We start from the raw sequence: 13,881 nt of genomic DNA on the forward strand, positions 1-13,881 counted from the left end.
TTTTGTCTGTTTAACAAACCAAAATTGCCCACCCCATATGAAGAAACGCTTAAGAAAGAATTAATTCATCTAACGCGTTAACGGCGCGGAGCAACGCCTTTTTTGGGGCTCACGATTTCATTGAGCAGAATGGTTAAATCATTGTTCATCAGCCTGATTTCGGTTTCCAGTTGCCCCAGCATGGTGGCACGCAACGTCAGGGCTTCGGCGTCGTAGTCATCACCCTCACCGAAATAAGCAACCTCGTGGTGGGGTTTGCGGGCGCGTTTTCCGGCGGCATCGAGCGAGGTTAGTATATCCCACCGTTCGCGTAATTCAATGACGACAGACCGGGGAGAGCCTGTGCCGGCAACACGGGTTCTGGGCTGGTTTAGGTAGAACCACACCAAGGGCGCAAACTGGGTCGATTGAGCAGGACGCTCCCAGATGTCGCGCAGCGGATTACGAACGTGCGGAAAAGCAATGCGGGGAGGTTTCTGGCGCAGGGCCAACACGCCTAATGCACCTTCACCCACGCCCCCGGCCACGTGCAGCCAGTCGGCAGCCACGTGCCGCTCATGCAGGTTCAGCAGGCTAGCCCCAATAATGGCGACGGCCCCGATGGTAATGGCGCTGATCGTCATGCGTTTCTCCCGGATATTCTCCCGGCGTGTCAGCAACGTGGCCGTTAGGGTAGCCCGCTTGGTGTCGCAGTCGATCAGCGCCGCCGCTGTGGCAATGTCGGCGGTGGCGAGTTGCAACTGATCCGTAATCCGCTGCCGCAGGGCCAGGTACGTAGTTGACGGCGCGGCCTCCGATTGTCCGGCCGGTAGCGCGCTGGTTTCGGCGGCTTCCAGCCGGGTTAGTTGCACCAGCAACGGGATCAACCCCACCGCCTGCGCCATTTGCAGCGCCCGCGGTCCGTAGCGGCCACGCAACAGGGTCTCGTCGGCAGAGCCCGCCAGGAGCGCAGCTGGCCGGAACACGTACCCAGACGTGTGACTCGAATCGATCGCGCACTGATCCTGCGCCACCCGTTGCAGGGCTTCCGACGCTCGCCGACTGGTCATACAACTGGTTGCCAACAGCATAACTAGCCCTCCCAACAGCGCATGCCTCGCTGCTACGTAGTAAAATCGGTTCATAATAATGTGTTTGTTCAGTTGTTGAGGTAGCTTGTATCAGGCTGTTTTGTCAACCGTTTCCGGCACAAAAAACCAGAGTACGGCCACGGCCGCTACGGCAATACCGGCCAGTACCAGAAAGGCCGTATTGTAATTACTTCGTTGCAGGATGCCTCCCGCAAAGGCGTTACTCAACGACGCGCCCAGCCCCACGGCCGTGGCAATAGCCCCCTGGGTAGTGTTGAATAGCCCACTGCCTCGCGTCAGGTCCGATACCACCAGAATCGATAATACGCCGAAGATGCCCGCTCCAACCCCGTCGAGCACCTGAATGGCAACCAGCAGCGTGGGGTCGTTGGTCAGGGTATACAGCAGTCCCCGAACGGGCAGCACGGCAAAGGCAATCAGCAGCAGCCGTTTACGACCCGATGGCGCCAGCTTACCGGCCCAATGACTGACGGGAATCATCACGACCTGCGCCACGATAATGCAGGCCGACATGTAAGCCGACGACGTACCGGCATCTATCCCCTGCGCCAGTCGCTGCCCCAACAGCGGGAGCATGGCCGCATTGGCGAAGTGAAACAGCACGCAGGCCAGCGCAAAAAACAGAATGGAGCGGTTGCCAAAGACCGCCCGCCAACCCGAAGGCTTATCCTCTGCGTCGTTATAGTCGCCAGTTTCGTCGGGGCAACCCCGTGCCAGCTCATGATCGATGTCTTTTTCCTGAATCTGCCAGATGGAGAAACTACTGATGAGCGACATGACCGATAGCAAGACGAAAATACCGGCGCTGCTCACATAGTAGCCAATCAGCCCGGCCAATAAGGCGGCAAACACGTTGCCCGCGTGGTTGAACGTCTCGTTTCGCCCGACTCGTCCGTCCAGCGCCTTCGGCCCGACGATGCCCAGCGTGATAGCCGCTACGGCAGGCGTAAACCAGGCTGCCGCTACGCCCATAGCCACCTGCCCGCCGATAATGACACCGTAGACAGGAAACGAGATGGTTAGCAACGCTGCCGATGCAATCAGTAGGGAAGCCACTACCGAAAACAGCCGTTTGTAGCGCGTCCGGTCGACCAGCGCCCCGGCGGGGGTTTGGGCCGCCACCGTAGCGATGCCCATGACCGACATGGCAATGCCAATGTTTTGAGCGTCCCAGTGCAGGGTTGTGAGCAGGTAGATGGCCAGGTAAGGCCCGAGGCCGTCGCGGACGTCAGCCAGAAAAAAGTTGGCGGCGTCGAGCGCACGCAGGGTGCCCCTCCCCGGTTGCCGGGTGCGGGAAGCAGGTAGTGTATCGATCATTTTATAGCGTTGAGTACTGGTAATCTATCGGGCACGATGCCCCCGGATGGGGCGCAAATCGGTCAGCGATGTGCACGTATCGCTGTAAGCACTTAGTAAAACAGACCGGGGCCAGCCTCGACTGGCCCCGGCGTAATCGTTACTGAATCAGGTACGACTGCCCGCCCACCGTCAGCACGGAGGCGCGTACGATAGCATGCTTCTGCAGTTGTACCTGTCCATCGCCAAGCGGCTGTGCGTAGCCGTCAACGGTCACGGTACTCCCTTTAGGCGCCAACGTCGTTAACTGCCCGGCCACGTGAGGCGGCATTTTCACTACCGTTCCGTCGGCCAGTACCAGTCCGTTGGCCCGGCCTTCACGGTCCAGTTGAAAGTCAGCTACTTTACCATTGATGGTTTGTCTGGTGGGAGTCATCGGGTTTTGAGGGATGGCCGGAGGCGAGTCCACAAGCTGTGTTTTCCCCGCATCCAGTTTCACCAACTGAAACAACGTTTCACCCTGCGGACTAACCTTGCTATAGCCCATCACCGCGACCCGGCTACCGGCTTTGATCGCCGCCTCGACCTGCTGACCCAGGTGTGTACCAAATCGCACCGGCTGCGTGGTAGCATTGGCGTTCAGGGTAAAGCCATTCAGGATACCGTCTTCGTTGGCAGTCAGTTGGCCCACCGTTCCCGAGAGCGTCGTCAGCGACGTAATCGCCTGGGGTTGAATCGGGTGTCCTCCACCGGGCCGGGGCGGTCTTGGCCCACCACCCGCCAGTTGAATTGGCGAAGCCAATGGTTCGGCCGGAATCTGGGCGTGCGTTATCGTTGTCATACAGGTGCCCATCAGCAGGGCGGTATACAGGGCAATCTGGTTCGTTTGCATATGCGTTGACGAGTTAGTTTCGCTGGCAAACCTATCGGTGCCAACTGAGGCCAACCTGAACAAAGCATTAAGTTTTCTTAAGCCCATACGGTAGCCAGGCAACGGCTGGGTACGTTCTCAAGGCAGTTGATAATAAGCCCATACGGTAGCCAGGCTAGCCAACAGGGCCAGCAGCATCACCGGTATTCCTAGTTTGAGAAACGCCCAGGCACTGACGCGCAGGCCCTCGCGCCGTAGTGCCACTAGCCACAGAATCGTTGCCAGCGACCCCGTTACCGACAGATTTGGCCCCAGGTCAATACCAATCAGCAGAAAGCTTTTGATCATGTCAGGCACGGCACCAGCCTGAATAACAGATCCCACGATCAGGCCCGCCGGGAGGTTGTTCATCAGGTTGCAGGCCAGGGCCAGCCCGCCCCCGCTCAGCCAGGCTGTTTGGGTTATCGAGCGGGCGGCCTCCTGCTGTAACAACGCCGCCAGATAGCCAACAAGACCCGTTTTATTAAGCCCTTCCACCAGCACGAACAGACCGGCTACCAGCGGTAACACCGACCACGACACCTGCCTCACGACCCGCCACGGATTTGTTCTGGCTTTGGCCAATACGACCAGCGAGGTCAGCACACCGGCTACGGCTGTTGGCAGGCCGAGTTCGGCATCCAGGGCCGATGCACCCAGCAGCACCAGGGCCGTCAGGGCAATGCCAGCCAGTGCCAGCTTTCCCCCCGCAGGCAGCCCAGGCACCGGAATGGCCCGCGCCACGCCCCCCTGCAAACTCGCCCGCTGCGTGTAGCGCAGTACGGCATACGTGACGGCAATCGACACCAGCGATGGAGCTCCATACTGCGCCAGCCAATGCCCCAGTGAAGGCATATGGGTGCCGTAGATGACCAGATTGGCCGGGTTGGAAATGGGCAGCACAAATGAAGCGGCGTTGGCTATGAACGCGCAGATGAACAGGTAAGGCAATGGCCGTTCTACGTTGGCAGCCCTCACGGCCGCAGCCACCGCTGGCGTCAGCACGACCGCCGTAGCATCGTTCGACAGAAACGTCGTGACCACGACGCCAACCAGATAGACCAGCGTAAACAGTCGACCAGCCGACCCGTCGGCCCGGTTGGTAGCCAGCGCCGCCAGCCAGTCGAATAGCTGCTGATCGCGGGCCGTTTCGGCCAGCAGCATCATGCCCGTCAGAAACAGATACACATCGGTGCCTTTCCCAATACCGGTCAGGGCGTCGGTCGGCGTAATCAGGCCCAGTAGGAGGAGCAACACGGCACCCGCCACGGCCCAGACAAACTCAGGTACGTTGAACGGGCGGACAATAATGCCGGCAATGGCAAGCAGCGCAATAATCCAGATACTACTAATGACCATGTAGACTAACGTGATGATGTGGATGGGCTAAAGCCGTCGTAGACAGCCGGAAAAACGCGGATAACTGCGTAAAATGGCTTATCAAAAAGACGCATACCGCGGCTACTGTTTTCATTTATAACCAGCAACTTATGACTAATTTGATCTAAAAATGACGGCGATGTTGCCTAATTACACGAACAAACAAAGGGTGTTTTGCCTGCCAGATGTGGAGACAATTGGCTTGTTGGCTCAGCGTAGTACATATACCCAGCCCGTTATTTTATTGTTTCGTAGTTAGAGCGACCTGACAACCTGCTTTCGATGAGACTATCCATCCACAACCTATTGACCGACAGTATCTTATTTCTACAATTGATCAAATAGCGTATTCAGCAAGTACTTACTTCCTAGTACAGCAATTAATCGATATTTAATCTAAAAGAATGCGTTTTAACGCTGACTTTACTGCTAGCTATTTACATAAAAGTTGTTCTTTCCTACGTTGCCCTATACTATTCTTACTAAATTGTAAGTTTTAAAAAAAGAAGAAAGGGCAAATACACTCTATGGGCAGGCTCATTCGCTTTTTTTACGACGATAACCAGTCGACAGTTCAATCAGAGTCAATCGATTAAATCGCTTCTGCCTACTCTTTTTTTCGCTCCACTAATCGTGCACGTTGAGGCGTTATCCCTCCCGACGGCAACAAGCAACGTACCTACGTTCGTTACTACTAGTGGCAGCGGACGATTGGACATTGGAGCTTTCCCGGCTTGGGTCCGTTCTATTTCTTCCCGCCTTTTTTCAATGCATTCGCCCTTTTGCTGGCTAATCCGTTCGTCTTGAAGTAATTTAGTTACTCATTGCCAGGAGTAGCGATGAGTAACCACCAATGACTATAAACGAGCCCCTCTGTTTCTGATGACGACCACCACCCAACCTTTTGATGTACGAAAAACCGTTGATCAGTTGAATCTGATTGGGTTGACCGTCGAACACGATGGCTCGGTGTCGTACGTAAACCCGTACACATTGCGGGTGACGGCCTGGTCGATGGACGAAATTATTGGCCGGAATTTCTTCGAGGTGCTGGTGCCCGCCGCCGACCAAACCACGCTGAAAAAGCTCTTTCAGGAGGCCTTACTGCGGGGTAGTTTCCCCGAACAGCGCGAAATTCAGATTCTGACCCGCTCAGGATCGACCCGCAACGTTCACCTCAACTCCTTCATTCCCAACGGTACGGGCGGCCGCACCGATGCTTTCACGCTCGTTGGCGAAGACCTGACCAACAAACGGCGGGTCGCGTCGGCGCTGAGTAATACCAACGCGCAGTTGCAGGACCTGGTCGACAACACCAGCGACCTGATTCAGCTGATTACCCTCGACGGCAAATTCATTTTTGTGAACCGGGCCTGGCGTGAAGTCCTGGGCTACAGCGCCGATCAGATTGCCTCGCTCTCCCTGCTCGACGTGCTACACCCCGACTTCGTGAAGAGCACCCTCGACCGGCTACAGCGCGTGCAGGAGGGGGAGCCGAACCCGTCGTTCGAGACCGTATTCAAGACCAAGGAAGGCCGCACGCTATTTCTGTCGGGGAGCGTCAACTGCCGCTACGATCAGGGCAAACCCACTGCCTTCCGGTGCATCCTGCGCGACATCACGCAGAAAATCAGGGCCGAGAAAGCGCAGCGGTTGTACTATAGCATTGCCAGCTGGACGCTCAACACGCCCAACCTCGATGACTTTTATCAGCGTGTTCACCACGAACTGGGCAACATCATCGACGCCAGCAACTTTTTCATCGCCCTGTACGACCAAAGCAAACGCTACCTCATCTTCCCCTACTATGTCGATGAGTCGTTTCAGGGCAATATGCGGTTCACCAAAAAGCGCCTCGGCAGCGGCCTGACCGAGTACACCATCCGGGCCAACAAACCGCTTTTCCTGCACGATACCGACATTTACCGGCTCGCCCAGGAACACCAGATTGACCTCTACGGTCAACAGCAGCCCAAGCTGATGCTGACGGCCCCACTGCGGATTGGCGACGAAATCACGGGCATCATCGGGGTGAAGTCGTACAACGATCCCAACCGTTACGGCCCGCGCGATCTCGAACTGCTCGAATTCATTTCGGGGCAGGTGGCGCTGGCCATTGCCCGCAAACAGGCCGAAGCCGCGCTGAACAAGCAAACGGCCCGGCTCAACGCCATTTTCGACAGCAGCACGTACCTGATCTGGTCGGTCAATAAGGCGATGCAGCTGACGACCTTCAACCAGAACTACGCCCAACTGATCGAGCAGCTGACCAACGAAAAACCCCGCCTGTTTCTCAGCGCCGAAAAACAGGGCTGGCGCGGCGTGGGCGACGACAACCGGCGGCTACTCGACGAACGCTATAAACAGGCATTCCGGGGGCAGCGGCAGAACTTCGAGATGCGCTTTGAGATGGCGGGGAAGGAAAGCTGGCTCGAACTGCACCTGAACCCCATCCTGCTCACGGGCGGCGTGATCGAGGAAGTATCGGGCATCGCGCGCGACATCACTAACCGAAAGGTCGCCCAGCTCAATCTCGAGCGCAGCGAAGAGAAATTCAGGGGCATTTTTGAAAACCTACAGGACATCTATGTGCGGGTCGACCGGCATGGGCACGTCACGATGGTCAGCCCCTCGGTGTTCAAACGCAGCGGATATACGCCCGACGAAGTGCTGGGCGAAAACGCACTTAACTACTTTGTCGACCCCGGCGTCATCAGGCGGGCGTTGTTCAAGCTGGTACGTACCCGGTCGGTACGGAATTTCGAAGCGACCCTTCGCCGCAAAGACGGCACCGAACGGCAGTTTATGTTCAACATGCTGCTGCTCAAAGACGAAGACGGGCGCTACTCGGTAGTGGCGGCGCTGGCCCGCGACATCACCGAACTGAAGCGGCAATCGGCCGAACTGGTGAAGGCCAAAGAAGAAGCCGAACGTTCGCTGAAGGTGAAAGAGCGGTTCCTGGCCAACATGAGCCACGAGATACGTACCCCCATGAATGGCGTGATCGGCATGGTGGATCTGCTCAACGACACCGTCCTCAACGACGAGCAGCGCGATTACGTGCGCACCATCCGCCGGTCGTCGGAGACGCTGCTCAACATCCTGAACGACATTCTCGACCTGTCGAAAATTGAGGCGGGGAAAATGGTGTTGCACGAAGCCCCGGTCACGCTGTCCGAAATTTTCGAGAAGCTGATTGCCCTCTTCGGGCAGCAGGCCAACGCCAAGCAGAACAAGCTCTTCTACACGCTGACGCCCGAGTTGCCCCAATACGTCATCGCCGATCAGACCCGGCTGTTGCAAATTCTGTCGAACCTGACCTCCAACGCCCTGAAATTCACCGAACAGGGCACTGTCGAGGTGGCGGCGTCGCTGGTGAGCAAGCGAGGCAAATTCAATCGGATTCGGGTGGAAGTGCGCGATTCGGGCATCGGTATTTCGCCGGAAAACATCGGGTTACTGTTCAACTCGTTCAGCCAGGTCGATACGTCGTCGCGGAAAACCTTTGGCGGTACAGGCCTAGGGCTCTCGATCTCGAAAGAACTGGCGCACCTGATGAAAGGCGAAGTGGGCGTGGAGTCGACAGTGGGCATGGGCAGCACGTTCTGGTTCACGGTCGAGTTAAAAGAAACGGCCATCAGCCCCACCCAAAGCCCGCAGGAAGCCGCCGCCGATATGAAAGTGACGGATTTCTTCACCGATTACCACCCCGTCATCTTACTGGTCGACGACAACGCCGTAAACCGGAAAGTCGCCAGCGAAATCCTGCGTAAAGCCGGTTGCATCGTCACGACGGCTTCGAGCGGGCCGGAAGCGATCGAAGCGTATAAAGGGAGCTTGGAAGCCGGAGACAGGAAACCGGAGACGGTTGCTTCCGGCCTTCCTTTCGATATCATCTTTATGGACATTCAGATGCCCGACATGGATGGGGTCGAAACGACGCGGTTCCTCCGCCAACAATTCGACAACCAGTTGCCGCCCATTGTGGCCATGACGGCCTACTCGATGCGCGAAGACCGCGAACGCTTCCTCAGTCAGGGCCTCGACGACTACATTCCCAAGCCAATCCGGGCGCAGGGTCTGATTGCCAAAGTCAATGACCTGATCAAAAACAAACCCGCCCCCCCCGCAGAGACCGGTCCGCCGGTGCGGCAATCCGGTACGTCTGCCACGCAGCAGCAACCAGCGCTGTCTCCAGCCCCTAGTCCCGAGCCCCCCGCCCCTTCCCCGCTCCTTGCCCCCTACCAGTCTGAACCCGTTATCGACCACGACATTCTGGAACAACTGCGCGACATTGGCGGGGCCGAACTGGTTGAGAGTGTGTTTGATGATTTCGTGACCGAGGCCACCGAACTGGTTACTGAATCACTCTCGGCGTTTGAGGCGGGCGACATTCCTACCGTCAAAAGCCACCTGCACACGCTGAAAGGCAGTGCCGGCACGGTGGGCGTGGCCCGGTTGGCGCGCATTGCCCGCGAAGCCGAGGGTAAGCTGAAAGTTCAGGACACCAGCCAGTTGGCGCAGGAGCTGAAAGCCCTCGAGGCTGCCTTCAACGAGTTTCTAGCGACGCCACGGCCGTAATCCAGGTACGTTGGTGAGGTCGGGTGGCTGACCAACGTACCTACTACCTTCTTTTCCTATGCCTGTATCTGTTCATTTCGGCCACACACACTGGCGCTGGCTGGCGGCCTTCGGACTGCTGAGCAAGTTGATAACCGACTACCAGACGCCGTTGACGGCTCAACCCACCGCCAACCAATCTATTGCATTAGCAGCCCCAACAGATGTGGCTTGCTGGCTGACGGCACCGGGCCAGAATATCCGTTTCCAACAGCAAAAAAGCGGGTTAGTTTTCAGCTCAGTAGCCAGCCGCGGAACGGTTATCGACATCGATCCAACGCAGACGTTTCAGACGATGGACGGGTTTGGGTATACGCTCACGGGCGGCAGCGCTATACTAATTAACCGACTGAAACCCGCTGACCGGGCTGCCCTGTTGCGGGAGTTGATCAGCCCCACGGGCATCGGGATCAGCTACCTGCGTATCAGCATCGGGGCGTCGGACCTAAGCGACCGCGTGTTCACTTACGACGACGTACCTGCGGGTGAAACCGACCCGAGTCTGGCTCGATTCAGCCTGGAACCCGACCGGGCCGACTTGCTGCCGCTGCTGAAACAAATTCTGGCCATCAACCCCAACCTGACCATTCTGGCTACGCCCTGGACGCCGCCTGTCTGGATGAAAACGAACGGCAGTTCGAAGGGAGGCAGCCTGAAACCGGATTACTACGACGTGTATGCCCGGTACTTCGTCCGGTACGTTCAGGCCATGCAGGCAGAAGGCATTCCCATCCACGCCGTCACGATTCAGAACGAACCGCTACATCCCGGCAACAATCCGAGCCTGCTGATGACCAGCGCCGAGCAGGCCGATTTTCTGAAGAAAAGCCTGGGACCAGCCTTCCGGAAAGCAGGGCTTTCGACCAAAATCATTCTGTACGATCATAATGCCGACCACCCCGAATACGTCACTGATATTCTCGCCGACCGGGAGGCGGCGCAGTATGCCGATGGGAGTGCGTTTCACCTCTACAACGGACCCATCAGCGCGCTGGGTAAGGTTCATGACCAGTTTCCGACGAAAAATCTGTACTTCACCGAGCAATGGACGGGCGTTAAAGGCACGTTTCAGGGCGATCTGAACTGGCACGTCAAGAACCTGATCATCGGGGCGCCCCGCAACTGGTGCCGTACGGTGCTGGAGTGGAATCTGGCCGCTGATCCGGCCCAGAACCCGCATACCGACGGGGGCTGCACCGAATGCCTGGGCGCACTGACCATCGACGGCAATCGGGTGACGCGCAACGTAGCATACTACATTATCGCCCACGCGTCGAAGTTCGTCAGGCCGGGGTCGATACGGATCGGGTCCACCGAATCGGGCTCCCTACCAAACGTAGCCTTCAAGACACCAGCCGGAAAAAAAGTGCTGATCGTGCAGAACGAACGCGATTCTACGCAGACGTTCACCATCCGGCAAGGTCGGCGCGCGGTGGTCGCGACCCTGCCGGGCGGAAGCGTCGGTACGTATGTCTGGTAAACGGGCTAATCAGGCCCGTACGGGAAACTTGTTGAGCTGACGGGCCAGGTCGCCAATAGCCTGCCGCAGTTCGTCTTTATTAGGCGTTACGGGAAGCCAATAGGGCCGGGTATCATCGTCGTGCCAGGCGGGCGTGGCGCTGTCGCTCATGCGGATGCGGAACACGTAATGCTCCTTCGCATCCGACAGATTGCAAAAACTCAATGTAGGTTCGATGAAGGTCAGTTTGGGAGCCAGTTCGGCGTTGTCGATCACCGATTGCATCCAGTCGTGGAGCATTTCCAACTCCCAGGTCGACAGAAAAGTTAGCGTCCGGGTCGACTGTTGCTCGCCCTCTTTCGTTACCAAACTGACGATTAGCCAATTACGATCCAGAAAATCAGCCGAATCACTATACTCATAATCGAGTATGTTCAGTTCAAAATCCCCCTGAGGCCCAGTTAGTTTCATAGTCGTTGATTACAGAAAGAGGCCGGTCTCACCCGTTGATTGTTGCCCGCAGATAAAACCGATAAACACCATAGGCAAGCCAGATAAAGTTAGCCAAAACACAGCTCAATAGCTACCCGTGTAGCGAAAATTTATCCCTCTGATTTTAAACAGGGGTGGCGGTGGTTGGCCTTTTTGCGTTAATTTCACCGACCTAAAACAGACCTTTTTACCCGTATGGCATCCTCGAAGCGCGTCCTGATCGCCGAAGACAGTTCCGTTATTCAAAACCTGGCCCGCAAAATTCTGGAGTTTCAGAACTACGACATTACGGCGGTAAAGAATGGGGAGCAAGTCATGCAAATTCTTGACAAAGAGGACTTCTCCATTCTGCTGCTCGACATCAACATGCCTGTCATGGATGGCATGGAGTGCGTTCGGCAGGTACGTGCCCTTAGCGACAAAACCAAGGCCAACATTCCGGTGGTGGCCATCACCGGCAATGCCCGCAACTACACCGAAGAAGAATTCAAATCGGCTGGTTTCAACGATGTGCTGGTGAAACCGCTCAATTTCGACCGCCTCGTTGAGGTTGTCAACCACTTAACTGACAAATAAAGACGTTTACAGTTTTCAGTTTTCAGTTGCTCCGTTTCTGATGACGTACAGCAGGACGGCAGCGCAACTGAAAACTGAAAACTGAAGACTGTAAACGTTCTATGGTTATCACCCTCCTCGGCACAGGCACGTCATCGGGCGTTCCGCTGATCGGCTGTCAGTGTCCCGTGTGTCGTTCGGTCGATTTTCGCGACAAACGACTCCGCACATCGGTACATATCGCCGTGGCAGGGAAAAGCTTTGTGATCGACACCGGGCCCGATTTTCGCCAGCAGGTACTGCGCCTGGGCCTGCTGACCCTCGACGCCGTTCTCTTTACGCACGAACACAAAGACCACACCGCCGGCCTCGACGAGGTACGGGCCTACAACTTCCGGTCGGGGCAGGATATGCCCATATACGCTCGTGAAAGTGTATTGCAACAACTGGAGCGCGAATTCGCCTACATCTTTGCCGAATTCAGGTATCCCGGCGTTCCCCGCATCATTACCAACATGATCCGCAACGAGCCGTTCGAGGTGCAGGGTGTGCCGATCACGCCCATTGAGGTGATGCACCACAAACTGCCGGTTTTTGGCTTTCGCATCGGCGACTTCACGTACCTGACCGACCTGAACTACATCAGCGACGACGAGTTGGCAAAAGTACGCGGCACCCGCGTACTGGTGCTCGATGCCCTCCGGCACGAGCCGCATCTGTCGCATTTTACTTTATCTGAAGCCCTGGCGCTGGTCGAGCGTATTCAGCCCGAACGAACGTACCTGACGCACATCAGTCATCAGATGGGTCTGCACCGCGAAGTCAACCAGAGCCTCCCCGCGGGCGTACGGCTCGGGTATGATGGCCTCCAAATCAACCTGTAGAGACGCATTCCCATGCGTCTCCTGGGCGTCAGCCAAAACCATCCAACCACACCGGCAACCCATCCGCCGTTCGCGTTGTTGTACCGGTATGATCGCCATTAAACCTACCCGCGTTTTTACGGATGCCCAGCTGGCCAATGCCCGGTTGCAGGGCGATCCCCCCGCCGACGCCGTACTTGCCGCTGTAGCCGCGCAGGGACATCACGCGGCCGTGGGTCAGTTGATGCGTTGGCTGGGTGACACCACCTCCTTTGACACGACCGGCCAACCCGAGGCCGTACGGCAATTTTTTGTTGACCATGCCCACCTGCCGACCTGGGCCGATCGGGCGCGGATGCAGCGGGGCATGGCCTTCTTCCAGCAACATGCCGGGGCGATTGGCCTCGCGCTGGGTACGTTGTCGCTGCCGTATACGTACCTGGGGGCCAACGGCATTCAACTGCTCTGGCTCACCGAACGCATCAAAACCGACACGCCGCGCCGCCTTCAGGAAACAGGCGAGTGGGTATTTGCGGTCAATGATCCCAAAAACTGGCTGAGTAGCCGAGCGGGTACTGGCACCCCGAAAGCCATTACGTATACACTGAAAATCAGGCTGATTCATGCCGCTGCCCGTTGGTATGCCTATCAGGCAAACACGAACGGCGTGCCGCGCTGGGACGAGGCCTGGGGCGTACCGGTCTGTCAGGAAGATATGGTCGGTACGATGGGCGCCTTCAGCTACATCGTCCTGCGTGGGCTGCGCAAAATGGGCGTTTCCATGACCGAAGCCGACGAGGAGGATTACCTGCATCACATTAACGTAATTGGCTTTATCAACGGGGTTTCCGACGAACTACTTCCCCGCAATCTGCGCGAAGCCTTTCACCTCGACAAGCTCATCGCCCGGCGACAGTTTGGCCCCTCGGAAGCGGGGCGGGGCTTGACCAAGGCGCTGCTCGATGCCATCACGACCCTCAGCGGTAAACCATCGGCACGGAACCTCGCCGCCGCTCAAATGCGTTTTTTCCTCGGCACCGATCATGCCGACGCGCTGGGCATTCCCAACGTGCCGGTCGAAGAGTCGCTGATGGGTATCGTTAACCGACTCCCCATCTTTCCCAAACTGATACCAAAAACAGTTTGAGGTTTAACGTCTGTCGTTTGACGCCAGTCATTCGTTGGCTGCACACCGGCCAAGTGGCGACAACGACA

10 protein-coding genes are annotated in these 13,881 nt (G+C 57.0%); 5 read left to right on the plus strand and 5 right to left on the minus strand.

Going from position 1 to position 13,881, the window contains the following annotated elements:
- Positions 1–77: 77 nt before the first annotated feature.
- The 4 genes from ACAW74_RS05340 to ACAW74_RS05355 form a co-directional block, all read right to left on the minus strand.
- Entirely contained in the window at positions 78–1,124 is a 1,047-nt protein-coding gene (locus ACAW74_RS05340) for a hypothetical protein (protein WP_370697156.1), read from the minus strand.
- 36 nt (positions 1,125–1,160) lie between these two features.
- The gene (locus ACAW74_RS05345) at positions 1,161–2,408 is read right to left on the minus strand and encodes an MFS transporter (protein ID WP_370697157.1); all 1,248 of its coding nucleotides are present in this window, start codon (positions 2,406–2,408) and stop codon (positions 1,161–1,163) included.
- Between the two features lie 139 nt (positions 2,409–2,547).
- On the minus strand, positions 2,548–3,279 hold the full coding sequence (locus ACAW74_RS05350) for a hypothetical protein (RefSeq protein ID WP_370697158.1): 732 nt from the start codon (positions 3,277–3,279) through the stop codon (positions 2,548–2,550).
- A 117-nt stretch (positions 3,280–3,396) separates the two neighbouring features.
- Positions 3,397–4,656 (minus strand): arsenic transporter, encoded by a 1,260-nt coding sequence (locus ACAW74_RS05355; protein ID WP_370697159.1) that lies wholly within the window; start codon positions 4,654–4,656, stop codon positions 3,397–3,399.
- A gap of 903 nt (positions 4,657–5,559) precedes the next feature.
- Here ACAW74_RS05355 and ACAW74_RS05360 point away from each other — a divergent pair.
- Both ACAW74_RS05360 and ACAW74_RS05365 read left to right on the plus strand, forming a co-directional pair.
- Entirely contained in the window at positions 5,560–9,258 is a 3,699-nt protein-coding gene (locus tag ACAW74_RS05360) for a PAS domain S-box protein (RefSeq protein ID WP_370697160.1), read from the plus strand.
- 58 nt (positions 9,259–9,316) lie between these two features.
- The gene (locus ACAW74_RS05365; protein WP_370697161.1) at positions 9,317–10,777 is read left to right on the plus strand and encodes a glycoside hydrolase family 30 protein; all 1,461 of its coding nucleotides are present in this window, start codon (positions 9,317–9,319) and stop codon (positions 10,775–10,777) included.
- Positions 10,778–10,786: 9 nt separating this feature from the next.
- On the opposite strand, the gene ACAW74_RS05370 is transcribed toward ACAW74_RS05365, so the two are convergent.
- Positions 10,787–11,227, minus strand: coding sequence for a WapI family immunity protein (locus ACAW74_RS05370; RefSeq protein ID WP_370697162.1), 441 nt, complete (start codon positions 11,225–11,227; stop codon positions 10,787–10,789).
- Between the two features lie 216 nt (positions 11,228–11,443).
- Here ACAW74_RS05370 and ACAW74_RS05375 point away from each other — a divergent pair, with 216 nt between their 5' ends.
- The 3 genes from ACAW74_RS05375 to ACAW74_RS05385 all read left to right on the plus strand — a co-directional run bounded on the left by ACAW74_RS05375 (position 11,444) and on the right by ACAW74_RS05385 (position 13,813).
- Entirely contained in the window at positions 11,444–11,824 is a 381-nt protein-coding gene (locus ACAW74_RS05375; protein ID WP_370697163.1) for a response regulator, read from the plus strand.
- A gap of 101 nt (positions 11,825–11,925) precedes the next feature.
- On the plus strand, positions 11,926–12,687 hold the full coding sequence (locus tag ACAW74_RS05380) for an MBL fold metallo-hydrolase (RefSeq protein WP_370697164.1): 762 nt from the start codon (positions 11,926–11,928) through the stop codon (positions 12,685–12,687).
- A gap of 88 nt (positions 12,688–12,775) precedes the next feature.
- The gene (locus ACAW74_RS05385; RefSeq protein ID WP_370697165.1) at positions 12,776–13,813 is read left to right on the plus strand and encodes an oxygenase MpaB family protein; all 1,038 of its coding nucleotides are present in this window, start codon (positions 12,776–12,778) and stop codon (positions 13,811–13,813) included.
- Positions 13,814–13,881 lie beyond the last annotated feature (68 nt).

Origin of the sequence: Fibrella musci (assembly GCF_041321105.1) — a bacterium.
GTDB classification, from domain to species: domain Bacteria; phylum Bacteroidota; class Bacteroidia; order Cytophagales; family Spirosomataceae; genus Fibrella; species Fibrella musci.